This window comes from Pseudomonas sp. GW821-FHT03A09 (assembly GCF_059421065.1).
This window is the reverse complement of the sequence record NZ_JBWKUX010000003.1, coordinates 1-24,665: the sequence shown is the minus strand read 5'-3', so window position 1 is coordinate 24,665 and position 24,665 is coordinate 1. Positions and strand designations below refer to the sequence as shown.

General features: G+C 56.0%; 30 protein-coding genes and 1 tRNA gene. 11 read left to right on the top strand and 20 right to left on the bottom strand.

What is annotated here, in order from left to right; all coding sequences use genetic code 11:
- Positions 1-23: 23 nt before the first annotated feature.
- Genes rplT through thrS form a run of 4 tightly spaced genes read right to left on the bottom strand, consistent with a single transcriptional unit; the run spans position 24 to position 3,139 of the window.
- Complete coding sequence (gene rplT / locus AC07V4_RS05460) at positions 24-380, bottom strand: 50S ribosomal protein L20 (protein ID WP_003174975.1); 357 nt, start codon at positions 378-380, stop codon at positions 24-26.
- Positions 381-410: 30 nt separating this feature from the next.
- Positions 411-605, bottom strand: a complete 195-nt coding sequence (gene rpmI, locus AC07V4_RS05455; RefSeq protein ID WP_002553160.1) for a 50S ribosomal protein L35 — start codon at positions 603-605, stop codon at positions 411-413.
- A gap of 60 nt (positions 606-665) precedes the next feature.
- The gene (gene infC, locus AC07V4_RS05450; protein WP_169850653.1) at positions 666-1,217 is read right to left on the bottom strand and encodes a translation initiation factor IF-3; all 552 of its coding nucleotides are present in this window, start codon (positions 1,215-1,217) and stop codon (positions 666-668) included.
- The gene (thrS, locus tag AC07V4_RS05445; protein ID WP_025857830.1) at positions 1,217-3,139 is read right to left on the bottom strand and encodes a threonine--tRNA ligase; all 1,923 of its coding nucleotides are present in this window, start codon (positions 3,137-3,139) and stop codon (positions 1,217-1,219) included. The genes infC and thrS overlap by 1 nt, the downstream gene beginning before the upstream one ends.
- 363 nt (positions 3,140-3,502) lie before the next feature.
- On the opposite strand from thrS, the gene AC07V4_RS05440 reads away from it, so the two are divergent.
- Both AC07V4_RS05440 and AC07V4_RS05435 read left to right on the top strand, forming a co-directional pair.
- Entirely contained in the window at positions 3,503-3,817 is a 315-nt protein-coding gene (locus AC07V4_RS05440; RefSeq protein WP_492635681.1) for a hypothetical protein, read from the top strand.
- 289 nt (positions 3,818-4,106) lie between these two features.
- Positions 4,107-4,319 carry a cold-shock protein gene (locus AC07V4_RS05435; protein ID WP_003234260.1) on the top strand — a complete coding sequence of 71 codons (213 nt, stop codon included), beginning with the start codon at positions 4,107-4,109 and terminating at the stop codon, positions 4,317-4,319.
- A gap of 72 nt (positions 4,320-4,391) precedes the next feature.
- Here AC07V4_RS05435 and AC07V4_RS05430 read toward each other — a convergent pair whose 3' ends face one another.
- Complete coding sequence (locus AC07V4_RS05430; protein WP_492635682.1) at positions 4,392-4,712, bottom strand: I78 family peptidase inhibitor; 321 nt, start codon at positions 4,710-4,712, stop codon at positions 4,392-4,394.
- A gap of 143 nt (positions 4,713-4,855) precedes the next feature.
- Positions 4,856-5,164: a hypothetical protein gene (locus AC07V4_RS05425; RefSeq protein WP_492635683.1), complete on the bottom strand. Its 309-nt coding sequence runs from the start codon at positions 5,162-5,164 to the stop codon at positions 4,856-4,858.
- A 155-nt stretch (positions 5,165-5,319) separates the two neighbouring features.
- Between AC07V4_RS05425 and AC07V4_RS05420 the strand changes: the two genes are divergently transcribed.
- A complete protein-coding gene (locus AC07V4_RS05420; RefSeq protein WP_122539596.1) occupies positions 5,320-5,532 on the top strand; it encodes a hypothetical protein in 213 nt (70 codons plus the stop codon).
- 33 nt (positions 5,533-5,565) lie between these two features.
- On the opposite strand, the gene AC07V4_RS05415 is transcribed toward AC07V4_RS05420, so the two are convergent.
- From AC07V4_RS05415 to AC07V4_RS05385, 7 genes are read right to left on the bottom strand one after another with little or no spacing between them, the layout of a single operon-like run.
- A complete protein-coding gene (locus AC07V4_RS05415) occupies positions 5,566-6,594 on the bottom strand; it encodes a nucleoside hydrolase (RefSeq protein ID WP_492635684.1) in 1,029 nt (342 codons plus the stop codon).
- Between the two features lie 26 nt (positions 6,595-6,620).
- Positions 6,621-7,025, bottom strand: a complete 405-nt coding sequence (gene rbsD / locus AC07V4_RS05410; protein WP_492635685.1) for a D-ribose pyranase — start codon at positions 7,023-7,025, stop codon at positions 6,621-6,623.
- The gene (gene rbsK / locus AC07V4_RS05405; RefSeq protein ID WP_492635686.1) at positions 7,022-7,939 is read right to left on the bottom strand and encodes a ribokinase; all 918 of its coding nucleotides are present in this window, start codon (positions 7,937-7,939) and stop codon (positions 7,022-7,024) included. The genes rbsD and rbsK overlap by 4 nt, the downstream gene beginning before the upstream one ends.
- Positions 7,940-7,962: 23 nt before the next feature.
- Entirely contained in the window at positions 7,963-8,985 is a 1,023-nt protein-coding gene (locus AC07V4_RS05400) for a LacI family DNA-binding transcriptional regulator (protein ID WP_492635687.1), read from the bottom strand.
- A 3-nt stretch (positions 8,986-8,988) separates the two neighbouring features.
- Positions 8,989-9,966 carry an ABC transporter permease gene (locus tag AC07V4_RS05395; protein ID WP_492635688.1) on the bottom strand — a complete coding sequence of 326 codons (978 nt, stop codon included), beginning with the start codon at positions 9,964-9,966 and terminating at the stop codon, positions 8,989-8,991.
- A complete protein-coding gene (locus AC07V4_RS05390) occupies positions 9,963-11,516 on the bottom strand; it encodes a sugar ABC transporter ATP-binding protein (RefSeq protein WP_492635689.1) in 1,554 nt (517 codons plus the stop codon). Before AC07V4_RS05390 ends, AC07V4_RS05395 begins: the two co-directional genes overlap by 4 nt.
- Before the next feature lie 57 nt (positions 11,517-11,573).
- Positions 11,574-12,530, bottom strand: coding sequence for a sugar ABC transporter substrate-binding protein (locus AC07V4_RS05385; RefSeq protein ID WP_492635690.1), 957 nt, complete (start codon positions 12,528-12,530; stop codon positions 11,574-11,576).
- A gap of 564 nt (positions 12,531-13,094) precedes the next feature.
- Here AC07V4_RS05385 and AC07V4_RS05380 point away from each other — a divergent pair.
- The 3 genes from AC07V4_RS05380 (at position 13,095) to AC07V4_RS05370 (ending at position 15,305) form a co-directional block, all read left to right on the top strand.
- A complete protein-coding gene (locus AC07V4_RS05380; RefSeq protein ID WP_492635691.1) occupies positions 13,095-14,183 on the top strand; it encodes an asparaginase in 1,089 nt (362 codons plus the stop codon).
- 176 nt (positions 14,184-14,359) lie between these two features.
- On the top strand, positions 14,360-14,611 hold the full coding sequence (locus tag AC07V4_RS05375) for a DUF1654 domain-containing protein (protein WP_492635692.1): 252 nt from the start codon (positions 14,360-14,362) through the stop codon (positions 14,609-14,611).
- A gap of 4 nt (positions 14,612-14,615) precedes the next feature.
- Positions 14,616-15,305 (top strand): endonuclease, encoded by a 690-nt coding sequence (locus AC07V4_RS05370; RefSeq protein WP_492635693.1) that lies wholly within the window; start codon positions 14,616-14,618, stop codon positions 15,303-15,305.
- A gap of 31 nt (positions 15,306-15,336) precedes the next feature.
- On the opposite strand, the gene AC07V4_RS05365 is transcribed toward AC07V4_RS05370, so the two are convergent.
- Positions 15,337-15,702: an SPOR domain-containing protein gene (locus AC07V4_RS05365; protein ID WP_492635718.1), complete on the bottom strand. Its 366-nt coding sequence runs from the start codon at positions 15,700-15,702 to the stop codon at positions 15,337-15,339.
- Between the two features lie 263 nt (positions 15,703-15,965).
- Here AC07V4_RS05365 and csrA point away from each other — a divergent pair, with 263 nt between their 5' ends.
- Positions 15,966-16,160 (top strand): carbon storage regulator CsrA, encoded by a 195-nt coding sequence (gene csrA, locus AC07V4_RS05360; RefSeq protein ID WP_003192511.1) that lies wholly within the window; start codon positions 15,966-15,968, stop codon positions 16,158-16,160.
- A gap of 210 nt (positions 16,161-16,370) precedes the next feature.
- Positions 16,371-16,634: a hypothetical protein gene (locus AC07V4_RS05355; protein WP_492635694.1), complete on the top strand. Its 264-nt coding sequence runs from the start codon at positions 16,371-16,373 to the stop codon at positions 16,632-16,634.
- 71 nt (positions 16,635-16,705) lie between these two features.
- Here the strand turns inward: AC07V4_RS05355 and AC07V4_RS05350 are convergent, their stop codons facing one another.
- The 4 genes from AC07V4_RS05350 to AC07V4_RS05335 all read right to left on the bottom strand — a co-directional run bounded on the left by AC07V4_RS05350 (position 16,706) and on the right by AC07V4_RS05335 (position 19,833).
- Positions 16,706-17,383: an HAD family hydrolase gene (locus AC07V4_RS05350; protein WP_492635695.1), complete on the bottom strand. Its 678-nt coding sequence runs from the start codon at positions 17,381-17,383 to the stop codon at positions 16,706-16,708.
- Positions 17,384-17,517: 134 nt separating this feature from the next.
- Positions 17,518-18,159, bottom strand: a complete 642-nt coding sequence (gene pcp, locus AC07V4_RS05345; protein ID WP_492635696.1) for a pyroglutamyl-peptidase I — start codon at positions 18,157-18,159, stop codon at positions 17,518-17,520.
- A 7-nt stretch (positions 18,160-18,166) separates the two neighbouring features.
- Positions 18,167-19,117, bottom strand: a complete 951-nt coding sequence (locus tag AC07V4_RS05340; protein ID WP_492635697.1) for a DUF979 domain-containing protein — start codon at positions 19,115-19,117, stop codon at positions 18,167-18,169.
- Positions 19,114-19,833, bottom strand: a complete 720-nt coding sequence (locus tag AC07V4_RS05335; protein WP_492635698.1) for a DUF969 domain-containing protein — start codon at positions 19,831-19,833, stop codon at positions 19,114-19,116. The genes AC07V4_RS05340 and AC07V4_RS05335 overlap by 4 nt, the downstream gene beginning before the upstream one ends.
- A gap of 646 nt (positions 19,834-20,479) precedes the next feature.
- Here AC07V4_RS05335 and AC07V4_RS05330 point away from each other — a divergent pair.
- Positions 20,480-20,956, top strand: coding sequence for an acyltransferase family protein (locus AC07V4_RS05330; RefSeq protein ID WP_492635699.1), 477 nt, complete (start codon positions 20,480-20,482; stop codon positions 20,954-20,956).
- A 264-nt stretch (positions 20,957-21,220) separates the two neighbouring features.
- A complete protein-coding gene (locus tag AC07V4_RS05325; protein WP_492635700.1) occupies positions 21,221-21,451 on the top strand; it encodes an SGNH hydrolase domain-containing protein in 231 nt (76 codons plus the stop codon).
- Positions 21,452-21,491: 40 nt separating this feature from the next.
- Here the strand turns inward: AC07V4_RS05325 and AC07V4_RS05320 are convergent, their stop codons facing one another.
- Together AC07V4_RS05320 and AC07V4_RS05315 are read right to left on the bottom strand one after the other, a co-directional pair.
- Positions 21,492-22,520: an acyltransferase gene (locus AC07V4_RS05320; RefSeq protein WP_492635701.1), complete on the bottom strand. Its 1,029-nt coding sequence runs from the start codon at positions 22,518-22,520 to the stop codon at positions 21,492-21,494.
- Between the two features lie 308 nt (positions 22,521-22,828).
- Positions 22,829-22,905 (bottom strand) — tRNA-Val (locus AC07V4_RS05315).
- Between the two features lie 184 nt (positions 22,906-23,089).
- Between AC07V4_RS05315 and AC07V4_RS05310 the strand changes: the two genes are divergently transcribed.
- On the top strand, positions 23,090-24,373 hold the full coding sequence (locus AC07V4_RS05310; RefSeq protein WP_492635702.1) for an NAD(P)/FAD-dependent oxidoreductase: 1,284 nt from the start codon (positions 23,090-23,092) through the stop codon (positions 24,371-24,373).
- Positions 24,374-24,665: the final 292 nt, after the last annotated feature.

The window sequence follows — 24,665 nt, the reverse complement described above, 5'->3', positions numbered from 1 at the left end:
CCCAGGGTGACTGTCGGGGGTACTTAAGCCAAGGTGGCTTTAGCTTTCTCGACAATCGCAGCAAACACCGCTTTTTCGTTCACGGCCAGTTCAGCCAGAACCTTACGGTCGATTTCGATGGACGCTTTTTTCAGGCCAGCGATGAAACGGCTGTAGGACAGACCGTTAACACGTGCACCAGCGTTGATACGAGCGATCCACAGAGCGCGGAACTGACGTTTTTTCTGACGACGGTCACGGTAGGCGTATTGGCCAGCCTTGATTACCGCTTGCTTGGCAACACGGAATACGCGTGAACGCGCGCCGTAGTAGCCTTTAGCAAGTTTCAGAATTTTTTTGTGACGCTTACGGGCAATGACGCCACGCTTTACACGAGCCATGAGTTACTTCCTCTATTCTTGATCCAAAAATTAACGAAGGCGCAGCATGCGCTCGACTTTTGCCACGTCAGACGGATGCAGCAAGCTGCTACCGCGCAGTTGACGCTTACGCTTGGTCGACATTTTGGTCAGGATGTGGCTCTTGAAAGCGTGCTTGTGCTTGATACCGTTAGCAGTTTTCAGAAACCGCTTAGCAGCACCACTTTTAGTCTTCATCTTTGGCATGTTCGGATACTCCGCATTCAGTTGATAAACATAATCAGAAGGCCTGCCGTGCCCTGTTGATTACTTCTTCTTTTTCGGGGCGATGACCATGATCAGCTGGCGTCCTTCCATCTTAGGATGCTGTTCGACCGAACCGTACTCGAGCAGGTCAGCTTCAACCCGCTTGAGGAGTTCCATCCCCAGCTCCTGGTGGGCCATCTCACGGCCGCGGAATCGCAAGGATACCTTGGCCCTGTCCCCATCACTCAGGAAACGTACCAGGTTGCGCAGTTTTACCTGGTAATCCCCTTCCTCCGTCCCTGGACGAAACTTGATTTCTTTTACTTGAATCTGCTTCTGGTTCTTCTTCGCCGCAGCAATCTGCTTCTTCTTTTCGAAGATCGACTTGCCGTAGTCCATCACCCGGCAAACAGGCGGGACTGCGTCGGCGGAGATTTCCACCAGGTCCAATTTGGACTCTTCAGCGATACGAAGCGCTTCATCAATCGAGACGATGCCAATCTGCTCGCCGTCAGCGCCAATTAACCGAACCTCGCGTGCCGAGATATTCTCGTTGATCGGGGCTTTCGGTGCAGCTCGTTTATCTTGTCTCATTTCACGCTTAATAATAATTACTCCGAATCTGGGCGACCACGCCGGGAAACCGCTTGCGCGAGGAACTCAGCGAACTGGGCGACGGGCATCGAGCCCAGGTCAGCACCTTCACGAGTACGCACAGCGACAGTCTGCATCTCGACTTCCCGATCTCCGATAACCAAAAGATAGGGAACCTTGAGCAAAGTATGCTCGCGGATTTTAAAGCCGATCTTTTCATTTCTCAAGTCGGACTTGGCACGAAACCCGCTTTCGTTGAGTGTTTTTTCAACTTCTGCGGCAAAATCTGCCTGTTTATCAGTGATATTCATGATCACTGCCTGGGTCGGAGCCAGCCACGCAGGGAATGCACCCTCGTAGTGCTCGATCAGGATACCGACGAACCGTTCGAACGAACCAAGGATCGCCCGGTGCAGCATAACCGGGTGTTTACGGCTGTTGTCTTCGGAGACGTATTCGGCTCCCAGACGGATCGGCAGGTTAAAATCGAGCTGCAGGGTACCACACTGCCAGACGCGGCCAAGGCAATCTTTCAGCGAGAACTCGATCTTCGGACCATAAAACGCACCCTCGCCAGGCTGCAGGTCGTACGCAAGGCCCGCACTGTCGAGCGCTGCGGCCAGTGCCGCTTCGGCGCGATCCCACAGTTCGTCGGAACCGACGCGTTTTTCCGGACGAGTGGACAGCTTCATTTCGACTTCGGTAAAGCCGAAATCGCGATAAACGTCCATGGTCAGCTTGATGAACGCGGCGGACTCGGCCTGCATCTGCTCTTCGGTGCAGAAGATGTGGGCATCGTCCTGGGTGAAGCCACGCACACGCATGATGCCGTGCAGCGCACCCGATGGCTCGTTACGGTGGCAAGCACCGAACTCGGCCAGGCGCATCGGCAACTCGCGGTAGCTCTTCAGGCCTTGGTTGAACACTTGCACGTGGCAAGGGCAGTTCATTGGCTTGATGGCGTAGTCGCGGTTTTCCGACTGGGTGGTGAACATGTTGTCGGCATAGTTGGCCCAGTGCCCGGACTTCTCCCACAGGCTGCGGTCAACAACCTGAGGAGTCTTGATCTCCAGGTAGCCGTTTTCGCGCTGAACCTTGCGCATGTACTGTTCAAGCACCTGGTACAGAGTCCAGCCGTTCGGGTGCCAGAACACCATACCCGGCGCTTCTTCCTGAAGGTGGAACAGGTTCAGGCGTTTGCCGATCTTGCGGTGGTCGCGTTTTTCAGCTTCTTCGATGCGCTGGATGTAGGCGGCCAGCTGCTTCTTGTCAGCCCAAGCGGTGCCATAGATGCGCTGAAGTTGCTCATTCTTCGCATCACCACGCCAGTAGGCGCCGGACAGCTTGGTCAGCTTGAACGACTTGAGGAAACGCGTATTCGGCACGTGCGGGCCACGGCACATGTCGACGTATTCTTCGTGATAGTACAAGCCCATGGCCTGCTCGTCCGGCATGTCTTCCACCAGACGCAACTTGTAGTCTTCGCCACGGGCGGTGAACACGTCGATCACTTCTGCGCGCGGCGTGACTTTCTTGATCACGTCGTAATCTTTTTCGATCAGCGCATGCATGCGCTGTTCGATGGCCGCGAGGTCGTCCGGAGTGAAAGGACGCTCGTAGGCGATGTCGTAATAGAAGCCTTCTTCGATAACCGGGCCGATCACCATTTTCGCGGTTGGGTACAGTTGCTTGACCGCATGGCCAATCAAGTGCGCGCAAGAGTGGCGAATGATCTCCAGCCCCTCTTGATCCTTGGGCGTGATGATTTGCAGGCTGGCATCAGAGGTAATCAGGTCGCTGGCATCAACCAGCTTGCCGTCGACCTTGCCGGCCACGGTGGCCTTGGCCAAACCGGCACCGATGGATGCGGCGACCTCGGCTACGGAAACCGAATGATCGAATGAACGTTGACTGCCGTCGGGAAGAGTAATAGTTGGCATGGCGCCTCCTCTCCTAGTGGTGACCCCTACCAAAGGTCACGTGGGTTGGGATGAGCCAGTACAAGATCCAACACCAGGCCGTTCAGTGATGAACGCCTGCCTTACAGCGGCAGGAGCCTTTCGGCCAACCGATAATCGAACCAGAGTGACTGGAGTGAGCTAAAAATATGGCAAGGCGGCAATTGGCGCACCTGTAAATAGCCAAGCGCACGATGCTAGCACAGATGAACGGTCATCGCGCCGCCGCTATCTTGCGTAAATACAAATTCGGCCTTTATAGCTGCAAAAGTGAACTTGGGCTGTACGTCAGCCCTCAAAGCCACTGAGAATCGCCGTTCGTCCTCGACCCAAAGGAGCATCCTCATGATGCGTTTCACCTCGACCCTCGCTCTCGCCGCTTCCCTGACCCTCCTTTCCCTCGGTGCGCAGGCCGCAGCCCCATCGAACTGGCCAGCCGGTGCCCGCGACAGCTTCATCAGCGACTGCAGCGCAGCCGCCAGCCAGAACGTAGACGTCAAAACTGCCAAAGCCCACTGCGAATGTGGCGCTGACAAGATCAACGCAGAATTGAGCACTGCCGAAATCAAGGAGCTCATGACCAACCAGAACGCCAGCCCGGAGCTTAAAAACAAAGCAGTCGCGGCTATTTCGTCCTGCAAAGTCGTGAAGAAAAATTAAGATTTACAGCTGATCACACAGCAGCGCTGCTGGAAAAATGGCTCTAAAACTGCCATTTCTCACAAATTACGTAGCTTTTACGGCTTTTTTTAACAGCTGATATTTCGCGTCAAAGCCCCGTAGAACGGGGCTTTCAGCCGAACAAAGCACCAAACTCAACGCTATTGATTGGCAAACAATGCCTTGGGGGGGCTCCCAAGCCGAACATTTCGACTATGATAGCCCAGTGTGCCCAGTTGGCCTGAGCAGCACAGCACTACTGAAAATATATGTTTCTTGGAGATACACCATGTCTAATCGCCAAACCGGCACCGTTAAATGGTTCAACGATGAAAAAGGCTTCGGCTTCATCACTCCTCAAGGTGGCGGTGACGACCTGTTCGTACACTTCAAAGCTATCGAAAGCGACGGTTTCAAAAGCCTGAAAGAAGGCCAAACCGTTTCCTTCGTGGCTGAGAAAGGCCAAAAGGGTATGCAAGCTGCACAGGTTCGCGGCGAGTAATTCTCCGCTGAGCTAAAAAACCCCGTCCAAGTGACGGGGTTTTTTATGGGCGCTGCAAAAGCCTGGAGAGACTTAGCCGCAATTGACCCGCGTGACCACCAGGTTGTCGTCGGTGTTCAGGTTCAAGCGGTCGGAGCGGTACTCCAAAGTGATCATGTCGTTAGGTTTGAGGATGCGTGCATTCTGCGCACCGGCACGGGTACGCGCTTGCTCCAGCAACTGGGGCGAAGCTTTCTGGCCGATCGTGAACTCGGCGGCCTTCGACTCACAGCGACTATGACCAGCATCGGCCACGGCGGCGTCTTTGGCTGGCTCAGAGGTACCCGGGGTACTGCAACCCGCCAACGCGAGTGCCGCCAACAAAGTACCGAATGATGCGAGCTTCCAAGGCATGAAGCCTCCTATGATAAAAAATGGACAGAGATCGTGCGACAGCGGCTAGGCCGATTGGTTTCAAGACGTTAACCACTTACGGTAAGTCTGCCTGACTCACAGCGGGCAATCGCCAGGGTAATCGTCACGAAATATGAACCTATTCAGTAGATGTCGATATAGTCAAACGGCGGCGTTGGCCAATTCTGCTGCAGCGCATTGAAAATCTGCATGACCCAGACTTCATCGCTGGCCGCCACGTTACCGACGTAGCCGGAGCCCTTGGCCCAGGTCTCCAGACGAAACAGCAGACCCTCCACATCGACACCGCCGACGGCCCTGCCGGACGAGATATAGGCGATACCGGCCCTGGTTACCCGCAACTGGGTATGTTCGTCATCACTGGCGCTGGCGATCAGATGACGCACGGACTCCAGCGTCAGGTTCCCGGGTTTGCTCAAATCGATCTGCACGCGACGTTTCCCAACACTTAAACAGACGGACAGTGTCGCACAGCACCTGTCCCATGCCTAAGTAGCAGTGCCAATCATGGCGCAAAATGGTTAACCTCCCACACACGAACCGCGTTTTAGCGCATTACCCCGTATCTACAGCTCGCGAGACCTCCATGACCACCGTAACGCTCCAAGCCGACATCAAAGCCAAATGGCCCCAAGGACAGAGTTCCTACAGCCCTGGGAGCCCGGAAGAACTGGCAATCATTGGTATCGACCTGCTGGTCAAAGAGCTCGGCACCCAGGCGGCACAGGCGTTCATCGGCCAGATATTCGAGAAATACCCGACCGATCACATGGGCGCGCACAATCCAGAGCGCGAATAAGAACCGGCCGGCGAGCGCCGACCGGGAGTTACATCACTTCAGACGAGCCAGGCGCTCAGTCAGCAGATCAAAGAAGCCCTGAGCATCGCCGTTCTCAACCCAGAATGCGTTCTTCGGCTGTTTCAGGCCGTCGTACCAATCGACGATGGTCTGGCCGAAGGTTGGGCCTTCGCGACTGTCGACCACCACATTCACCTCACGCCCACTGAACAGTGCAGGCTTGAGCAGATAGGCAATCACGGTGGCGTCATGTACCGGCCCCCCAGGGATGCCGTAGTGCTCCATGTCGCCCTTGACGTATTCATTGAGGATGTCGCCCACCACCTTGCTCGCGTTGTTGTTAAGCGCAGCAATTTGTTTCAGGCGCGCTTCGCTGGTCAGCACCTTGTGAGTCACATCCAGCGGAAGGTAAGTCAGCTTGACGCCACTTTTGAGCACGACTTCAGCCGCAATAGGGTCGGCGAACAGGTTGAATTCGGCCACCGGCGTGATGTTGCCGCCGTTGAAGTGCGCGCCACCCATCACCACCACTTCCTTGATACCTTGGGTAATTTCCGGTGCTTGGGTCAGCGCCAAGGCCAGGTTGGTCTGTGGGCCGAGCATGGCGATGGTGATGCTATGGGGCTTGGCGGCACTCAGGGTCTTGATCAGGTAATCGACGGCATTGCCTTCGGCCAGGCCTTTTTTCGGTTCATGCACAGTGACACCGGAAATGCCTTCCTTACCGTGAATGTTCTCGGCATAGATCGGTGTGCGCAGCATCGGCTTTGGCGCACCCGCATAGACCGGAATGTCCTCACGCCCTGCCCATTCACGAGCCAGACGAGCATTGCGGGACGTCTTGTCCAGTCGCACGTTGCCAGCGACGGTAGTCAGTGCACGAATGCTCAACTCCTCTGGCGAGGCCATGGCGAACAACAAAGCCACCACATCATCGGCCCCTGGGTCGGTATCGATGATCAGGTCGATTTTTTCCGCCGCTTGGGCGCTGGCAGCAGTGAGTGCGGACAAAAGCAGGACACTCCGGAACAGGTTCTTCAGGGTTGGGAGACCACGTTGCATGAAACACTCCTTGTCGTAGGGAAATGCTAGAACGTTACGCCGGAAACCAGCGCGATATTACAGTAAGGCTGGCATTCGCCAGTGCGCACAACAGCGCGCGCCTTGCGGCTCAACTGCTTGAACTCTTCATGGCTGACCAGGCGACGCTCACCCAGCGCGACCTGTTCGGTCAACACATTGAGATCCGCCAGCGCCGGAGGCTGTTTGAGCAGGATTTCTTCCGCCAACACGTGGCTTTCCACCTGCATTTCGCTGAGCACAATGCGCAACGTGCTGATGAAATCAGGAATACCCTGGGTCAGTGCAAGGTCGATCAACTCGACACCCGGCGGCACCGGCAGGCCAGCGTCACCGATGACCAGGATGTCACCATGACCGAGGGACGCGATCACACGCGACAGGGCGATATTAAGCAATGGTGTCTTTTTCATGAGGGCACAAAACCTTGAACGTCGAGCAACATAGGAATAGAGGGCTGTGCTCCGGCGCGAGTCACCGACAACGCGGCTGCAGCCTGGCCAAATCGAATGGCCTCGGCTTCGCTCCTGCCATTGGCAAGTGCGGCGGCGAAACCACCTACAAAAGTGTCCCCCGCTGCGGTGGTGTCTACCGCTTTGACTTTGGGCGCCACCAAGTGCTCAAAACCGTTGCCATTGGCAAACAGGGCACCCTGCGCGCCAAGGGTGATGATGACTTTGCCGGCACCCGCCTTGATCAGGTGCGTCGCGGCCAGTTTGGCACTGTCCAGGGAGTCGACCGTCACGCCGCTCAGGGCCGTGGCTTCACTCTCGTTGGGAATCAGGTAGTCAACCGAGGTATACCACTCGGCTGGCAAGGGGCCGCTCGCCGGCGCCGGGTTGAGGACCACTGTCTTGCCCAGCTCACGGCCGCGCTTGAGCGCATAGCCGACAGTTTCCATTGGCACTTCCAATTGGCAGACGATCACATCGGCGGCCTGCAGAACCGCATCGGCGGCCTGCAACGATGCAGGTGTCAGCTCGCCGTTGCTGCCGGCCACGATCACGATTGCGTTCTGGCTGCTGTCATCCACCACGATCAGTGCCACACCACTGGAACCGTCCACTGTAGTGACGGCCTGGCAATCGATGCCCTCCACCAGCAACGCATCGCGCAATTGGACACCGTAGGCATCCGTGCCGACGCAACCGATCATCGCCACTTCGGCTCCCAGGCGCGCCGACGCCACGGCCTGGTTCGCCCCCTTGCCACCAGGAACAGTGGCAAATGTTTGGCCAATCAGGGTTTCACCGGCACGGGGCAACCGGCTGGCACGGGTGACCAGGTCCATATTCAGGCTGCCTATTACCACTACTTTTGCTGGCATACATCAGTACTCATCAATTCGGTTCAGCGGTATTGGGCAAACACGCCGGTCAACGGTGCTGTCGACTCGCGCAAGACAATGCTCGGCGTCACTATGCGCTGATCGACCGGCAGTTGGGGTGTTGCAATTCTACGCAGTAAAAGCTCGGCCGCCGTTTCACCCAGTTGCACGATCGACTGCCCGACCGTGGTCAACGCCGGATAAACATAACGCCCCATCTGAATATCATCGAAGCCGATCACCGACAGTTCGCCCGGCACGCGAATATTGCGTTCCGCCGCCGCACGCAGAACGCCGAAGCCAATCATATCGTTGCTGGCAAAAATCGCGCTGGGCGGATGTTCCGCCAGCAATTGCACGGCGGCGGCATAACCACCGGTACTGGTGAAATCACTTTCCCGGATGCGATTGGACGCCAACTCGACGCCCGCCTCACGCAAGGCACGGTGATACCCCGCCAATCGCATTTGCGCCACGCGGGTATGTCCTGGCCCGCCGATGCAGGCGATGTCCCGATGCCCCAACTCAAGCAGGTGCCGAGTCGCCAGGTAGGCGCCCTCTTCGTGGTCAATTCGCACCAGGTCGACATCAATGCCATCCAACGCCCGGTCGACAATCACCATGGGCGTACGTACCGCACTCAAGCCAGCAGCCAGACCACTGTCGTCGCCACCCACCGAGGTGACGATCAGGCCGTCGATGCGTTTTTCCAACAACACGCGCAAGTAGTTACGTTGTTTTTCGGCGTTGTCATCGGAGTTGCACAGGATCACGCAGTAGCCATTACGCTCGCAATAATCCTCGATACCCCGAGCCAGCTCCGCAAAATAGGGGTTAAGACTGTTGGGCACCAGCAAACCGATGGTGGCCGTGGTCTTCGCCTTGAGTGAGCGCGCGACGGCGCTTGGCACATAGTCCAATTGCTTGATCGCCGCCTCGACTTTGATGCGTACCGGCTCGCTGACTGGGCGTGTCTTGTTCACCACATGGGACACCGTGGTGTAGGAAATACCCGCAAGCGCTGCCACATCCTTGATCGTAGCCATGGTTTAGCCCCGCCGACTGGCGCGCTGGCTGCGATAGGTATCGAGGACAACGGCGATCACGATGACAGCACCGGTAATGATGCGTTTAGTGGGCTCCGTCGCACCGATCTGCGCCAGACCGGCCGCCAGTACCGAAATAATCAACACACCAAAAAAGGTACTGATGACCGAACCGCGCCCGCCCATCAGGCTGGTGCCGCCGATCACCACAGCGGCGATCACTTGCAACTCCAGACCCGAGCCGGCGTTCGGGTCTGCCGCTTCAAGGCGAGAGATCTGGAACAGTGCAGCCACACCGGCCAACAGCCCCATCAGGCTGAACACCAGGATCTTGTAAGGCTTGGGATTAATCCCTGCCAGGCGCACTGCCTCTTCATTCGTACCGATACCGATGAGGTACCGACCAAATACCGTGCGGGTCAACACCAACTGCGCCACGATAATCACCAGCAACGCGATGATGAACGACGGAGAAATGCCGAAAGCAATCGGGTTGGATAACCAGGCAAACGAGTCGCCGATGTAAGCGGTGCGCGAGCCGGTCATCTGGTAGGCCACGCCACGGGCCATCTCCAACACACCGAGGGACACGATAAACGACGGAATTCGCCAAGCCACCGTGATGGAGCCAGTGATCGTGCCGGCCAACGCCGCGCACGCCATGCCGAGGACAGCAGCGGGCATCACGCTCCAGCCCCAACCAAGAATCGCCACGCTGACGGCCGACGCGGCCAGCGCCAGCACCGAGCCCACCGACAGGTCGATACCGCCGATGATCAGGATGAAGGTCATGCCCACCGCCAACACCATCAGGTCTGGAATCTGGTTGGCCAGGGTGCTGAAGGTGTCATAGGACAGGAAGTGATCGCTGAGCACCGAGAACAGTGCAATCATCGCCAGCAGGGCACCGGCCAGGCCCAGATAGGTGCCCAGGCCGTAGAAGTTACCGCCGGTTTTGCCGGGGGAAGTTGTTGTTTTCATGGGGTATCCCTAAGCACTGCGTCATTGAGCAGCGCATCACGTTTTTGGTAACCGGCAAAAGCGGCGGCGAGCAACTCGTCCTGGGTCCAGCTGTCGCGCTCGAAGGTTTCGATCAGGCGTCCGGCTGACAGCACGCCGATCCGATCACAGATCAGCATCAGCTCGCGCAGATCGCTGGACACCACCACCAACGCTTTGCCTTGGCGAGTCAGTTCGCCGAGCAAGGCATAAATATCGAACTTGGCACCCACGTCGATACCTCGGGTCGGCTCGTCAAACAGCATCACCGCACAATCGCGCTCCAACCAGCGACCAATCACGACCTTCTGCTGGTTGCCGCCCGAAAGCTCGGAGACCAGCTGCGCCGGACTGGAACTGCGGATGCGCATGGCATCGACCTGGCGCTTGGCCAAGGCAGTTTCGTCGCGACTGTTCACCACCCCGCCACCGGAAATCTTGAGCATGTTGCCCAAGGCGATGTTGGCGCTGATGGACTGGGTCAGTAGCAAGCCTTCACCTTTGCGGTCCTCGGTGATCAGGGCAATGCCATGGCCCACCGCGTCCACCGGGGAACGAATGCTCACCACCTGGGCTGGCGAACCCAGGGCAACGGTGCCACTGTCCGCCAGGTCTGCACCGAAGATCAGGCGCAGCAACTCTGTGCGGCCGGCACCAATCAGGCCGGAGATGCCATAGATTTCACCAGCACGCACTTCAAAGGACACATCGCGGACCTTGTCCGAACGGGTCAGCCCTTTCACCGTCAAAGCGGGGCCTCCGATAGTCCGCGGGCCCAGGTCGATCTGCTCGCCCAGCTCACGACCGACCATCAGGGTGACCAGTTGTTCGCTGTTGTAGTTGGCCATCGGCTCGACGCAAACCAGCTTACCGTCACGCAATACCGCAATGCGTTGGGCGACACGGGCCAGTTCTTCGAGCCGATGCGAAATATAAATGATCGCCACGCCCCGGGCCTGCAGGCGGGTGATTTGCTCGAACAGCATTTCGACTTCACGGGCGGTGAGCATGGCCGTGGGCTCGTCGAGAATCAGTACGTGGCAGTCGCCGATCAGGTTACGTGCAATTTCAACCATCTGTTGATGGCCGATGCCCAGGCTACCGACGAGGGTATCCGGGTCTATCGCATCCAAGCCGACCTGGGCCATGGCTTCGATGGCGGCCGTACGCAATTGCTTGCGACTGATCCAGCCACACTTGCTGGGCAGGTTATCCAGGAACAGGTTTTCGGCTACGGTCAGCGTCGGCAGTAGGTTGAGCTCTTGCATGACCATGCGCACGCCCAACTCTTCGGCCTGGGTGCGGCTGCCTGGACGGTAATCCTGACCGTTGAATTGCATGTGCCCGGCGGTCGGCGTGACCAACCCACCGATGATCTTCGACAGCGTGCTTTTACCCGCGCCATTCTCGCCGGTCAGCGCCAGCACTTCCCCTCGATTGAGCGTCAGGGTGATGTCGGATAGAACCGGTTGCGCATAAGTCTTGCCGATACCGCTGACCGAGAGGACAGCGTTCGGGGCGGAAGATGACATAGGAAAATCTCCAGGCGTCCGCTCAGGACGAGCGGACGCTGTTGGGTGCCGCCAGGATTACTTCTTGAGGACGAGTTCGACCGGGGTTTCGATCACGCCGTCTTTGGCATCGACGTTCTCACCCTTGACCAGTTTGAGCGCGTTCTGGATACCGAACACGGCTTGCTGGGCGGCGGCCTGGTCAGCGGTCGCCAGTACACGACCGTCCTGCAGCATCGGCTTGATCGCTTCGATGTTGTCGTAGCCAACCACCAGCACTTTACCCGCCTTGCCTGCCGCGCGTACGGCAGAGACAGCCCCCAGGGCCATGTTGTCGTTGCCGGCCAGCAGCGCCTTGAGGTCTGGATATTCACTCAGCATCGCGGAAGCCACTTTCTGGCCCTGGTCAATTTCCCAGTTACCGGATTGGGTAGAGACGATCTTCATACCCGCAGCGTCCATCGCATCTTTGTAGCCTGCGGTGCGTTGCTGGGCATTGGTGGTGGTCGGCACACCTTCGATGATTGCAACCTTGTCACCCGAGGTCAGTTGCTTGGCCAGGTAGTCACCTACCAGCTTGGAACCTTTGCGGTTGTCCGGGCCTACGAACGGGATGTCGAGGTTTTTGCTTTTCAACACGTCCGGATCAAGGCGGTTGTCGATATTGACGACCTTGATGCCGGCGTCCGAGGCTTTTTTCAACACGGTGACCAGTGCCTTGGAGTCAGCCGGCGCGATCACGATGGCGTTTACCTTGGCGAGAATCATCTGGTTGACGATATCGATCTGCGCGCTGGTATCGGTTTCGTTCTTGATGCCGTTGGTGATCATGTCGAAATCGGCGGCGTGTTCTTTCTGGTACGTCTTGGCGCCGTCCTGCATCGTGACAAAGAATTCGTTGGCGAGGGATTTCATGACCAGGCCGACCTTGGGTTTGGCGACGTCATCGGCAAATGCAGAGGAGAGAGGCAGAGCAGCGGATGCGGCAGCAAGCACAGCGACAGCAAGAAGACGTCCAGCAAATGGCAGCTTCATGGGTTCACTCCGATCTTATGATTATTGTGAGCAACGCTTGCTCCGAAGATCTCTTCGGCAGCCTTCCCACCTGGGCGGCTGATACGAGCGGCCACGATACTCAAGGAGCACTCCGTGAAACATCTCGCAAACGTTTGCGTTAATCAAACTATGAGAACCTTGCCGAGATTTGTCAACGGGTGAGAGCAGTCTTTCACTCAAGGTATTCAGCCACTGCCTCGACGCCCATCCAGTGATGCGTTTAAACATCGTCCTGTCCGGATCGTTCTCTAAAACGACAGGCTGTTACGCCAGGGTCATACACCCGCCATGGATATCCCATCATGATTTTCGGACAACCGAACGAAATACTAGCCCACTGTTCGGAAAGCCGGACAACAGCTCGCTTCATTCATTTCAAAATCAAAATTAAATTGTTTTAAATCAATACCTTAATTTATATCCGCACACACAATCCGCCTGGTACAAATCCTGCTCTTTCTCAGAACCTTGAGGCGTTCAGAACCGCCCGGGTGTTCTAGATGAACCTGCACCAGCACTCATCAAAAACCAGAGAGAAAAATAATGAAATCTGCACTGAAGAACTTTGTTCCGGGCGCCCTCGCCCTTCTGCTGCTGTTCCCCATTGCCGCCCAGGCGAAGGAAGCTGAAACCAAGACCAAACTGTCCAACGTGGTGATCCTCGCCACCGGCGGTACCATTGCCGGCGCCGGCGCCAGTGCGGCCAACAGTGCCACATACCAGGCGGCCAAAGTCGGCATCGAACAACTGATCGCCGGCGTTCCTGAGCTTAGCCAGATCGCCAATGTGCGTGGCGAACAAGTGATGCAAATTGCGTCCGAAAGCATCAACAACGAAAACCTGCTGCAGCTGGGCCGCCGCGTGGCCGAACTGGCCGACAGCAAGGACGTGGACGGCATCGTGATCACCCACGGCACCGACACCCTGGAAGAAACCGCCTACTTCCTGAACCTGGTCGAAAAAACCGACAAGCCAATCGTTGTGGTCGGTTCGATGCGCCCAGGCACCGCCATGTCGGCTGATGGCATGCTCAACCTGTACAACGCCGTGGCCGTAGCCGGCAGCAAAGACGCGCGCGGCAAAGGTGTGCTGGTCACCATGAACGACGAGATCCAGTCGGGTCGCGACGTCAGCAAGATGATCAACATCAAGACCGAAGCGTTCAAAAGCCCATGGGGCCCGTTGGGCATGGTGGTTGAAGGCAAATCCTACTGGTTCCGCCTACCTGCCAAGCGCCACACCATGGATTCGGAATTCGATATCAAGACCATCAAGAGCCTGCCAGATGTGGAAATCGCCTATGGCTACGGCAACGTGAGCGACACCGCCGTCAAGGCCCTGGCGCAGGCCGGCGCAAAAGCCATCATTCATGCCGGTACCGGTAATGGTTCGGTGTCTTCCAAGGTCGTTCCTGCCCTGCAGGAACTGCGCAAGCAAGGTGTACAGATCATCCGCTCCTCCCACGTAAATGCCGGCGGTTTCGTTCTGCGCAATGCCGAACAGCCTGACGACAAATACGACTGGGTGGCCGCCCATGACCTGAACCCACAGAAAGCCCGCATCCTGGCCATGGTCGCACTGACCAAGACCCAAGACAGCAAAGAGCTGCAGCGGATGTTCTGGGAATACTGATTTGCGCTGACACCTCGATAGGGGCTTGACCGCCCCTATCTCCCTACCCCCAATCCCCCCCGCCCTACACCAATCCTCTTAAACAGCTGTCAGACGAAGCTCTTGAAATTTAAGCAGTTGCGAAATCGCTCACAGTTAAATACTGTATGTGCGTACAGCTTATTAAGGATACGTCCGTGGCAAAGTCCTCTTCCGCAACGCCCACACCGCCTGATGCGTACGAACGCCTGGCCCTTCGTGTGCAAAAAATCATCAATTCGACCAACGCCCAGAAAGCCAAGGCCGCGTTGATATTCCGTTTGCCGGATGAACCGGTGAGTGAATGGGAGCGCCTGCTGGAAGAAATCGCGGAGAACGATAACGTCACTCTCGCCTATCGGGATGACGGTGGCGTGCAGATTTTTTGGGTTGTACCGAAGGAAGATTGATTCAATGAGTGCCCGCTTTATTGCCGTGTTTTGCCTGTTTTTTTCCATCACCGCCCACGCCCAGGCGCCTCGAACCTTCAGCGAAGCCAAGAAAATCGCCTGGAAGCTCTACGCCCCGCAATCCACTGAGTTTTATTGCGGCTGCAAATACACCGGTAACCGTGTGGACCTGAAAGCCTGCGGCTATATCCCGCGTAAAAACGCCAACCGCGCCGCACGCATCGAATGGGAACATATCGTTCCAGCGTGGCAGATCGGGCACCAGCGCCAATGCTGGCAGAACGGCGGACGCAAGAACTGCACACGCAATGACGAGGTGTTCAAGCGCGCCGAGGCTGATTTGCACAACCTGGTCCCGAGCATCGGCGAAGTGAATGGCGACCGTAACAACTTCAGCTTCGGCTGGCTGCCGGTACAAAGCGGGCAGTACGGCTCATGCCTGACTCAAGTGGACTTCAAGGCCAAGAAGGTCATGCCGCGCCCGTCCATTCGCGGCATGATCGCGCGCACGTACTTTTACATGAGCAAGCAGTACGGATTGCGCCTGTCAAAACAGGACCGCCAACTCTACGAAGCCTGGAACAAGACCTATCCGGTACAACCCTGGGAGCGTCAGCGCAACCAGACCGTGGCTTGTGTGATGGGGCGCGGCAATGAGTTTGTCGGCCCGGTGAACCTGAAAGCCTGCGGTTGAACGTGGGCGGCACTCCCGCCCAACCTACCCGTTACTGCGCGGGCGTGTGCTCGATGACTTGCGACTCGGTGTCGTTCTTCTTGGCACGAGCCAACTTCTCGGTCAGCAGTGTTTGCTTGGCTTCGGCTTCGGCCTTGCTGGCAAACGGCCCCAGAAACACTTCATCCTTACCGTCTACCTTCACGATGTAAAAACTGAAACCGTGCTCCAGCAACCAAGCGGTAAGGTCGGTGATCGCCTGCAGCTTGTGATCTGGCGGGCCAACCCACACATCCCATTCCTGAGCGGCAATTGCACCGGTCTGTGGCTGGCTTTCGGTCGCGGCAGGCTTGGCCTTGGGGGCATCGACACTTTTACCTTCACCGCAACCGGCCAATGCCAACACCGCAATTGCCATCGCTACTTTACGCACTGCCCTGCTCCTTTGAGGATAAAGAGGCAACTTTACCATTCACTGTCTATTCTGGCCGTCATAAACGTTGGCTTAAACAATGCGAATGATGTATCGCAGACCTGTATGATGCCACCATGGGAATTAATGTCGCCTCTATGCGTCCTAGAAAGAGGCAGTCACAGGGAAGCGCTTAGCAGTAAGCTACACACATCCGACAACGACCCTGTCTGAAACATGTGTCCTTAAAAGTAATCAAGGAGAACTCCATGCTTATACTCACCCGCAAAGTCGGTGAAAGCATAAACATCGGTGATGACATTACGATCACCATCCTGGGCGTCAGCGGCCAGCAAGTTCGAATCGGCATCAACGCCCCCAAGGACGTTGCCGTACATCGTGAGGAAATTTACCAGCGTATCCAGGCCGGCCTTACGGCACCGGACAAAAACCAGACTCCTTGACGCAGCCCGAGTAGCCAGCCTTTTCATCCATACTGACGGCTGGCGAAAACCCATTCAGCCTGCTCGCGCTTGCTCACGCGACCAGCGCGCCTTACCGATTTTCCTTCGCCGCAAGATGAAACTGTCATGAAGCCTGGAACTTGCTGCGCTATTCGCAGCCGAAGCTTCTGACAATCATCCTGCCATCTGTGTGCATCTAGGAGCACGTCGATGAGGCCTCCAGTAACACAACCGCTTATTTCCAGATCCTGGATCATCGCCCTGTTGATTGGGTTGTTTTTTCTAGCTGCTGGATATGGCCTGAGGTTCGAAATTGAACGCGTCAGCGATCCCAGCGCTCACTCGTGGCTGGACCTGACACTATTGCTATGTGGTTACCTGCTAGCGTTCTGCCTCAAGCCGATCCAAAAGGCGGTTCTGCGTAAATTATGCCAACGTGCCGCCCATCGTGAGCACCACAAAGCCGCACGCTGACGCCTCTACTTACGCATCAGATCACCGGCATTTACAGAGCCACGACAGCACTTATGCTTGGTGTTTTCACATCAGCCAAGCAACGCTCTCAAGTACAGCCAACCCTCCGTATCGCGCCGGGCTTGCAACCCCTCATAGCCTTCAATGCGGGCATGTGCTGTCGCCATGGGTGTGAGGTGGGTCGAGGTAACGACCATTACATCCGCTCCCGCTGCTTCCCCCGCTCGAATACCCACCGCCGCATCCTCGAACACCAGACATTCCTGTACCGGCACGCCCAAGCGTTGCGCACCGAGCAGATAACACGCGGGATCGGGCTTGCCACAGACGACATCTTCGGCCGTCACCATCACCGCCGGCGCAGCAATGCCCGCCGCTTGCAGCCGACGCAATGCCAACGCCTTGGGTGCAGACGTGACCAGCGCCCATTGCTTACTCGGCACACTGTTCAGAAATTCGATAGCGCCGGGAATTGCCACCACACCCTGGACATCGTCGATTTCAGCCTCAGTGATCCACTGTGCTTCGATCTCCGGGTCAACGCCTGGCAACGCCTGGCGGGTAATGGTATCGATGGCCCGAGCGCCATGGATGGTGGTGAGAAACGCCTCCACATCCAAGCCATGGCGCTCAGCCCAGCGACTCCACACACGCTCGGCGGCGGCAATGGAATTAAGCAGCGTCCCATCCATATCGAACAGGAAGGCACGGTAACGCTGGGTAAATGCGGCGGGGCCTGGGGCGGACACTGTTGGGTTTTCCTTCTATTCGCGGACATAGGCTGACCCCGATGCAATCTACGGATCACGCCATCGCATTACAACCTTGTGGTTTCGAAGGGCTGGCCAACACAGTGGAGGTCAGCATTCTTGCAGATGGCCGATCAACTGACCTGTCCGCCCGTTTCAGAGACGTCCACCGTGGTTCGCCACGCCGTCAGTATTGCCACCTGCAAACCTTCAACCAACGTATCCAAAGCCATTGATGGCCTCCCCGAGTCACCCACCTGCTCCGGCAGGCTCGGCACATGGATAAACCCACTGCGTATGCCAGAGCCCGCCAACGTATGCTGCAATTGGTAGAACACCTGATTGCACACAAACGTACCTGCGGTCTGCGAAACCGACGCCGCAATCCCCGCCTCGCGCACCGCCTTGACCATAGCCTTGATCGGCAACGTGCTGAAGTAAGCCGCAGGGCCGCCGCTCACCACAGCCGTATCGATTGGCTGCGCCCCCAGATTGTCGGGGATACGCGCATCGTTGAGGTTGATTGCCACCCGCTCAATGGAGATATCACTGCGTCCGGGAGCCAAGCCGGTAGCAATCACCATGGCGGGGCGTACTTCCTCAATCAGTTGAGTCAAGTGCTCCCCTACCGTAGCAAATGCACAGGGTAAGCGGCGTGCCAAAATCTGCACCTCATCACCCCATTGCACGCCGTCCAACTGACGTACAGCCTCCCAAGATGGGTTGACCGGGTCTTGATCGAATGGCTCGAAGCCCGTCAGCAATAGGGTTTGCATCTTGCCCTCACATCAGTAGGTAAAGCAGAACAATATTGACCACCAGCATCATCAACGCTGTTGGTAACTGAGCCTTGATCACTGCGTTCTTGTCGGGCAGCTCCAGTAACGCCGCAGGAACGATATTGAAGTTGGCCGCCATGGGGGTCATCAACGTACCGCAATAACCTGAGAACATACCGATCGCCGCCATCACTGCCGGGTTGCCGCCATAGATCCCCACCAGCACTGGCACACCAACCCCGCCGGTCATGACCGGAAACGCCGCAAACCCATTGCCCATGATCACGGTAAACAACGCCATCCCCAGCACGTAAACCATCACCGCTACCAACTTGAAATCCAAGTTGATGTAGGTGGTGGTGACATGGGCGACCGCAGTACCCACCCCAGCTTCATTGAATAGCAACCCGAGCATTGCCAGCATTTGAGGTAGCACCATGGCCCAGCCCAAAGCTTCTGTAAGGCGTCGGGATTCGCGCAAGGCTTGTACGGGCGTGTCGCGGGTCAGCCAGCAGGCCAGGCCGAGAGCGATCAAACAACCAATACCCAGGGATACGAACGTGGTGTTTTTCGGGTCCAGTAACGGTATGCCAGCAATCTCGGTGTTCTTGAGCAACACAGAGCCAATCACCGTCGTGAGGGGAATGGCCAGTGCAGGGATAAACAGCTTGTGCCCCAGGCGACCTGCGCTGGCGCGGGAAGCCTTGTCATGCAGCTCGGCATGCGCACCTCGACCCACGCCACCCAGCCCGGCGATCAGCGCCATGATCACGACACCCATTCCGATGACCACCGAAGGCAAGCGCTCCCCGATCAAAAACGGAATGGCAAACAACAGCCAGAACAGAGCACTGGACCAACGTTTGGGATGGGTGCGGTCCATCAGGATCATGCCTGCGGTAATCAGCAACAGCACACCAGCAAGCCAGTAGAGGTATTCAATGGAGATGATCATTGCACCGCCTCCACGGAAGCGGCGGTAGAGCCGGAAAGCTCACGGGTAAGCCTGCGATCAAATCGATGCAAGCGGATCGCATGAATGATGAAGGCGCAGATTGCCGTCGGAATACCCCACACCGCGATGTGCAGCGGCTCCACATCAATGCCTGAACCCAGCAGGAAGGTGTGCATCAGTGCGATCGCACCAAACGCGACAAAGATGTCCTCACCGAAAAACAACCCGACGTTGTCGGTGGCCGCGCACATGGCCAACACCTTGTGGCGCTGCTTGTCCGGTAATTTACCGTAGCGCTTTTCCGCAGCCCCTTCGGCCATTGGCGCCAACAGTGGGCGCACCATCTGCGGATGGCCACCCAGGCTGGTCAGACCCATGGCCGCCGTGGACTCACGCACGAACAGGTAAATAATCAACAAGCGCCCGACGGTGGCTCGTTCAAATCGCGCAATCCAGTTTTGAGCATGCAAGCGCAGCCCGTGACGCTCCAGCAGACCAATGACTGCCAAGGGCAGCAACAGAATCAGTTGTAAGGCACGCGTCTGAAGGAAACCATCACCCATGGTGGCGAGGATTTTTTCCAATGGAAAATGGGCTGCGAACCCGGTGGCAATAGCGGCGGCGGTGACCACCAAGAGCGGATTGAAACGCAAGACAAAGCCAACCACGATGACAAGCACGCCGATCAACGGCCATAGGTTCACAACAGTTTGCATGACGGTGAGGTCCTTAAGTGCGCGCTGCGGCGCCATTAAAGCAGGATGTGAACCAAGGGTTCACAGCGTGAAAGTGGCGGGCAGTCGGCTCGATTTTTTATTGTTGACCCGGAAGGTCGAGCGTCAGTGGCCGCATCTTTGCTGCTTGGGACAGGGGGTGTCCAACAAGAAAAATTGTTGCTGCAAACCAATAAATTTTGTGGGTAATTGGCCCTGGATGATTTGGCTTCGTCACATTGTGCAACGCCTCAATTGCCAGCTCCATCGCACAATTGCCAGCTCGGGTTCAGCGCTGGAAAATCTGGATCATTGCCTATACTCAATAATGCATCTGAGTGTTTCTGCACAAGGTTCGCAGCACCCTAGTCGGCGCAGAGGTGAGACGCTATGTACGCAGGGCAAATGAGTATGACGACAATGATGTTCGGGGAGATCCGGTGCCAGGTGATCGTCCAGATCATCTGCCTGCTGGCGGTGGCACAGCTCTTTTGCTGACCACCCAAGCTCAAGGCATAGGCAGACCCAATAAGGGCTGCACTATTTCACTTATACAGGCTGCGAATAAAGCAGACAAAATCCGGAATCGCTTCTAAACCCCAAGGCAAAACCAACAAAAAACTGGTTAAAAACCAGAGAAAGGGAATTCATGCAAGTCAAAAACCAATCCTACAGACCGGATATTGACGGTCTGCGGGCAATTGCTGTGCTGCTCGTCGTTCTCTACCACGCAAAATTCCCCATCCTGGGTGGTTTCGTCGGCGTAGACGTGTTCTTCGTTATTTCCGGCTATCTGATTACTTCAATACTGCGCCGGGAAATACTGGCCGATAAGTTTTCATTCAAGTCGTTTTACGTGCGGCGTATCAAACGCTTGTTGCCAGCCTATGCATTCATGATGTGTTGCCTGTCGATGTACTGCTACAACTATCTAATGCCCGACGACCCGATTTCCTATGCCAAAAGCGCGGTTTATTCGCTGGTGGCCATCAGCAACATCTACTTCTATTCGGGCACAGGCTATTTCGGTTCTGCCAGTACTGAACCCTTGCTGCACACTTGGTCCATTGATGTCGAAGAACAATTCTATATTGTTTGGCCGATTGTCCTGTTGGGGCTGGCCTGAGTCAGCAGTAACAAGATTGCCCGCTATGTCATCGCCGGTTTGTTTGTGGTGTCACTGCTAGCCTCTGAGTATTACGCTGTCAACCATAAGAACGCCGCCTACTTGCTACTGCCCTTCCGTTTTTTTGAGTTACTGTAAAGGTTTATTTAGATGCGGGCGTCAAAGTAGTCATCATTGTCCAGCCCTTTGCCGAGATTGGAAGGGCAACGGAGAGCAAGCTACGTGAAATGAAATTGAAACACACCGCCCCATCAAAAGTAATGCTTGCACCCACCGAGAAAAAACGAACAACGCATCGAGTACAAAATCAAAAAAACCTACCCAGAGGTCATATTGATTGATCCCAACGACGTACTGTGCCAAGAAAAATGCACATCAATAGTAGACGGGAAGATAATCTTCCGACTGGATGGATCTCACCTCAATGCTCTAGGCGCCGCCGCACTAGGTGATGAGTACATCAAGCGAGAGGGAAACCCGCTTAAAGCACTGTAAGGACAAAGGCGTGCACTGCACGCCTTTTTTACTCAACCCTCTAGATAATCTGTCGCAGCGGCTTGAACAGTCGAGCAATAAAGATGGGGATTAACGTCACGATGAAAATAACAGCAACCAGCAGCGGCGTTACCCATAGCACTGAATGTCCTTCGATTAAAGCTCCATAGAACAAGCTCAGTCTATTCATTACAAATACGTGCAGACAATATACCCCGAGTGTACAACCTGCCAGGACGCTGAGTGGGTTGGCATACCTGGAAAGCCGTACACCTAAAGTAATCAAGAGTCTAAAGCCGAAAAACGAGCCGATCACAACAAATGGCGCCAAGTAACGAAACATAAATTGATTGGGGGCTCCATCTTTCATAGACAACCAATAGGTCGCCAAGGCGATAAATAAGACGCACAACATATACCCACATGCACTTGAAAGCACTGACGGGCACCCACGAGCTCGAATCCGCTCAAAACAGAACGCTCCTAGAAATACATACCCACTTAAGCCGACAAATGACGAAAGCCCATATACAAAAGCAAGATCACCCACCGCTGGAAAAAAATAAGAAACCGTCGGAAAGACACAAGCAACAACAAACCAAATAATGAGATATATTATTTTTTCAACCTCTGTTGAGGCTCTGTATATCTGTGACATGAAAGGAATAAAAAGATAAATCCCAATGAGGGCATAAAGATACCAAAGGTGATAATACGCAGGCCCGGCAAGCGCCGAAGCGAAAGCCCCCATCAGCCCTGTAATATCACCATTCAATATTGACTTCCAACAGATATAGAAGATCGACCAAAAAATCAGCGGTGGAAAAACCCTGACAAAGCGTTTTTTATAAAAATCAATCGCCCCGCCCCCTCGACTCAGCAGAAGAGCCCCGGACAACATTAAAAATAACGGAACGCACACTCTTACAAGCGACTGATAAATTTCAGAATATATCCAGCCCTGGGTAAATTCTGAAACACCGGGCCCAGACACATGAAGCATGACAACCATCAAGCAAGCGATTACCCGCGTGAAATCCAGCGCTACACCCAACTCTTTAGTAAACACCCCTACTCCCCTATTTTTCGATATTATTTTTCTTATCGAACTCCCAGATAACAACTGAGGCTTATCTAAGTTTTTAAAACAACGCCAAAACATGAACACCTTACTATTCAACGCACGCGATCATAGCATATAGCAATAATTTCGAATGAACGTCCCGCAGTACACAAAGGAACGAGAGGCGAGCAAAGATCGCACGCCTGAAAGGGATACAACATTTACGGAGCCTCAGCACTGCCCAAATTTCAGACAAAAAAAAGGCCCACCTTTCGGTGAGCCTTTTCATACCGCCCAGCAGAGCGGATTTTGTTTGGTAGGCGCGATTGGACTCGAACCAACGACCCCCACCATGTCAAGGTGGTGCTCTAACCAACTGAGCTACGTGCCTGCTGTGAGGCGGCATTCTACGGAATTCCGGAGGGGTGTCAACATCTTTTTTGCAGCTAACCCTATGAATATGCGAATTTTTTATTTGCGACAGGCACGCTCGTGATTTTCGGGTGGCTGGCAGGCAATTTTCAACTCAGGTAGGATCGGAGCACTCGTAAAAAATATAAAACAGAGGTTCCAGGATGGCGAACACCCCCTACCCCCAGTCGTATTACGCCGCGTCCGCCAATGCGGTCCCGCCTCGTCCGACACTGCAGGGCGAAGTCGAAACCGATGTATGTGTGATTGGTGCCGGCTACACCGGTCTTTCCAGCGCACTATTCCTTCTGGAGAACGGTTTTCGCGTGACGGTGCTGGAGGCCGCCAAGGTGGGGTTCGGCGCCTCTGGCCGCAATGGCGGGCAAATCGTCAACAGCTACAGCCGTGATATCGATGTGATTGAGCGCAGTGTCGGCCCCAAGCAAGCGCAACTGCTGGGGCAAATGGCATTCGAGGGCGGCAAGATCATCCGTGAGCGCGTGGCCAAGTATCAGATCCAGTGCGACCTGAAGGACGGCGGCGTGTTCGCGGCACTCAACAGCAAGCACATGGGCCACCTGGAGTCGCAGAAGCGCCTATGGGAACGCTTCGGCCACACGCAGCTGGAGTTGCTGGACGAGCGCCGTATTCGCGAAGTGGTGGCCTGCGACAACTATGTAGGCGGCATGCTCGACATGAGCGGCGGGCACATTCACCCGCTCAACCTGGCGCTGGGTGAAGCAGCCGCAGTGGAGTCCCTGGGCGGCACCATTTATGAACAGTCTGCGGCGGTGCGCATCGAACGCGCTGCCAACCCTGTGGTGCATACCGCAGAAGGCAAGGTCAGAGCCAAATTCATCATCGTCGCGGGCAATGCCTACCTGGGCAACCTGGTGCCGGAGCTGGCTGCCAAGTCGATGCCGTGCGGCACCCAGGTCATCACTACTGCACCGCTGGGCGATGAGTTGGCCAAGACACTGCTGCCGCAGGATTACTGCGTAGAAGACTGCAACTACCTGCTCGACTATTACCGCCTCACCAGCGACAAGCGCCTGATTTTCGGCGGTGGCGTGGTCTATGGCGCACGCGACCCTGCCAATATCGAAGCGATCATCCGACCGAAGATGCTCAAAGCCTTCCCGCAGCTCAAGGATGTGAAAATCGACTACGCCTGGACCGGCAACTTCCTGCTGACCCTCTCCCGACTGCCACAGGTCGGACGCCTGGGCGACAACATCTACTACTCCCAGGGCTGCAGCGGCCATGGCGTGACGTACACACACTTGGCAGGCAAGGTACTGGCGGAGGCGCTGAGAGGCCAGGCAGAGCGTTTTGACGCGTTTGCCGACCTGCCGCACTACCCGTTCCCAGGCGGGCAATTACTGCGCACGCCGTTTGCGGCATTGGGAGCCTGGTATTACGGCCTGCGGGACAAGCTGGGGTTCTGACCCAACCAAACTGTGGGAGCGGGCTTGCCCGCGAAAGCGGAGTGTCAGTCGATAGATTAGTTGACTGATCCACCGCATTCGCGAGCAAGCCCGCCACCACATACCAAATCGCAGAAACAAAAAACCCCGGTCTTTCGACCAGGGTCTTTGCTATCGGATCAAAGCAGCCCGAGGCTTGCTTTGTGCACCAAGGCGTTCAGTGGGCCTTGAAGCAGATATGGCGCAGCGGACGGGACTCGAACCCGCGACCCCCGGCGTGACAGGCCGGTATTCTAACCGACTGAACTACCGC

Bases quoted from the DNA above. Each gene is read 5' to 3' on its own strand.
- AC07V4_RS05415 (WP_492635684.1), bottom strand. From the start codon at position 6,594: ATGCAACGTGGTCTCCCAACCCTGAAGAACCTGTTCCGGAGTGTCCTG.
- AC07V4_RS05385 (WP_492635690.1), bottom strand. From the start codon at position 12,530: ATGAAGCTGCCATTTGCTGGACGTCTTCTTGCTGTCGCTGTGCTTGCT.
- AC07V4_RS05380 (WP_492635691.1), top strand. From the start codon at position 13,095: ATGAAATCTGCACTGAAGAACTTTGTTCCGGGCGCCCTCGCCCTTCTG.
- rplT (WP_003174975.1), bottom strand. From the start codon at position 380: ATGGCTCGTGTAAAGCGTGGCGTCATTGCCCGTAAGCGTCACAAAAAA.
- pcp (WP_492635696.1), bottom strand. From the start codon at position 18,159: ATGCAAACCCTATTGCTGACGGGCTTCGAGCCATTCGATCAAGACCCG.
- AC07V4_RS05390 (WP_492635689.1), bottom strand. From the start codon at position 11,516: ATGTCATCTTCCGCCCCGAACGCTGTCCTCTCGGTCAGCGGTATCGGC.
- AC07V4_RS05335 (WP_492635698.1), bottom strand. From the start codon at position 19,833: ATGCAAACTGTTGTGAACCTATGGCCGTTGATCGGCGTGCTTGTCATC.
- AC07V4_RS05435 (WP_003234260.1), top strand. From the start codon at position 4,107: ATGTCTAATCGCCAAACCGGCACCGTTAAATGGTTCAACGATGAAAAA.
- AC07V4_RS05395 (WP_492635688.1), bottom strand. From the start codon at position 9,966: ATGAAAACAACAACTTCCCCCGGCAAAACCGGCGGTAACTTCTACGGC.
- AC07V4_RS05340 (WP_492635697.1), bottom strand. From the start codon at position 19,117: ATGATCATCTCCATTGAATACCTCTACTGGCTTGCTGGTGTGCTGTTG.
- thrS (WP_025857830.1), bottom strand. From the start codon at position 3,139: ATGCCAACTATTACTCTTCCCGACGGCAGTCAACGTTCATTCGATCAT.
- AC07V4_RS05310 (WP_492635702.1), top strand. From the start codon at position 23,090: ATGGCGAACACCCCCTACCCCCAGTCGTATTACGCCGCGTCCGCCAAT.
- AC07V4_RS05430 (WP_492635682.1), bottom strand. From the start codon at position 4,712: ATGCCTTGGAAGCTCGCATCATTCGGTACTTTGTTGGCGGCACTCGCG.
- rbsK (WP_492635686.1), bottom strand. From the start codon at position 7,939: ATGCCAGCAAAAGTAGTGGTAATAGGCAGCCTGAATATGGACCTGGTC.
- AC07V4_RS05370 (WP_492635693.1), top strand. From the start codon at position 14,616: ATGAGTGCCCGCTTTATTGCCGTGTTTTGCCTGTTTTTTTCCATCACC.
- rbsD (WP_492635685.1), bottom strand. From the start codon at position 7,025: ATGAAAAAGACACCATTGCTTAATATCGCCCTGTCGCGTGTGATCGCG.
- AC07V4_RS05440 (WP_492635681.1), top strand. From the start codon at position 3,503: ATGATGCGTTTCACCTCGACCCTCGCTCTCGCCGCTTCCCTGACCCTC.
- AC07V4_RS05420 (WP_122539596.1), top strand. From the start codon at position 5,320: ATGACCACCGTAACGCTCCAAGCCGACATCAAAGCCAAATGGCCCCAA.
- rpmI (WP_002553160.1), bottom strand. From the start codon at position 605: ATGCCAAAGATGAAGACTAAAAGTGGTGCTGCTAAGCGGTTTCTGAAA.
- AC07V4_RS05355 (WP_492635694.1), top strand. From the start codon at position 16,371: ATGAGGCCTCCAGTAACACAACCGCTTATTTCCAGATCCTGGATCATC.
- csrA (WP_003192511.1), top strand. From the start codon at position 15,966: ATGCTTATACTCACCCGCAAAGTCGGTGAAAGCATAAACATCGGTGAT.
- AC07V4_RS05365 (WP_492635718.1), bottom strand. From the start codon at position 15,702: ATGGCAATTGCGGTGTTGGCATTGGCCGGTTGCGGTGAAGGTAAAAGT.
- AC07V4_RS05330 (WP_492635699.1), top strand. From the start codon at position 20,480: ATGCAAGTCAAAAACCAATCCTACAGACCGGATATTGACGGTCTGCGG.
- AC07V4_RS05400 (WP_492635687.1), bottom strand. From the start codon at position 8,985: ATGGCTACGATCAAGGATGTGGCAGCGCTTGCGGGTATTTCCTACACC.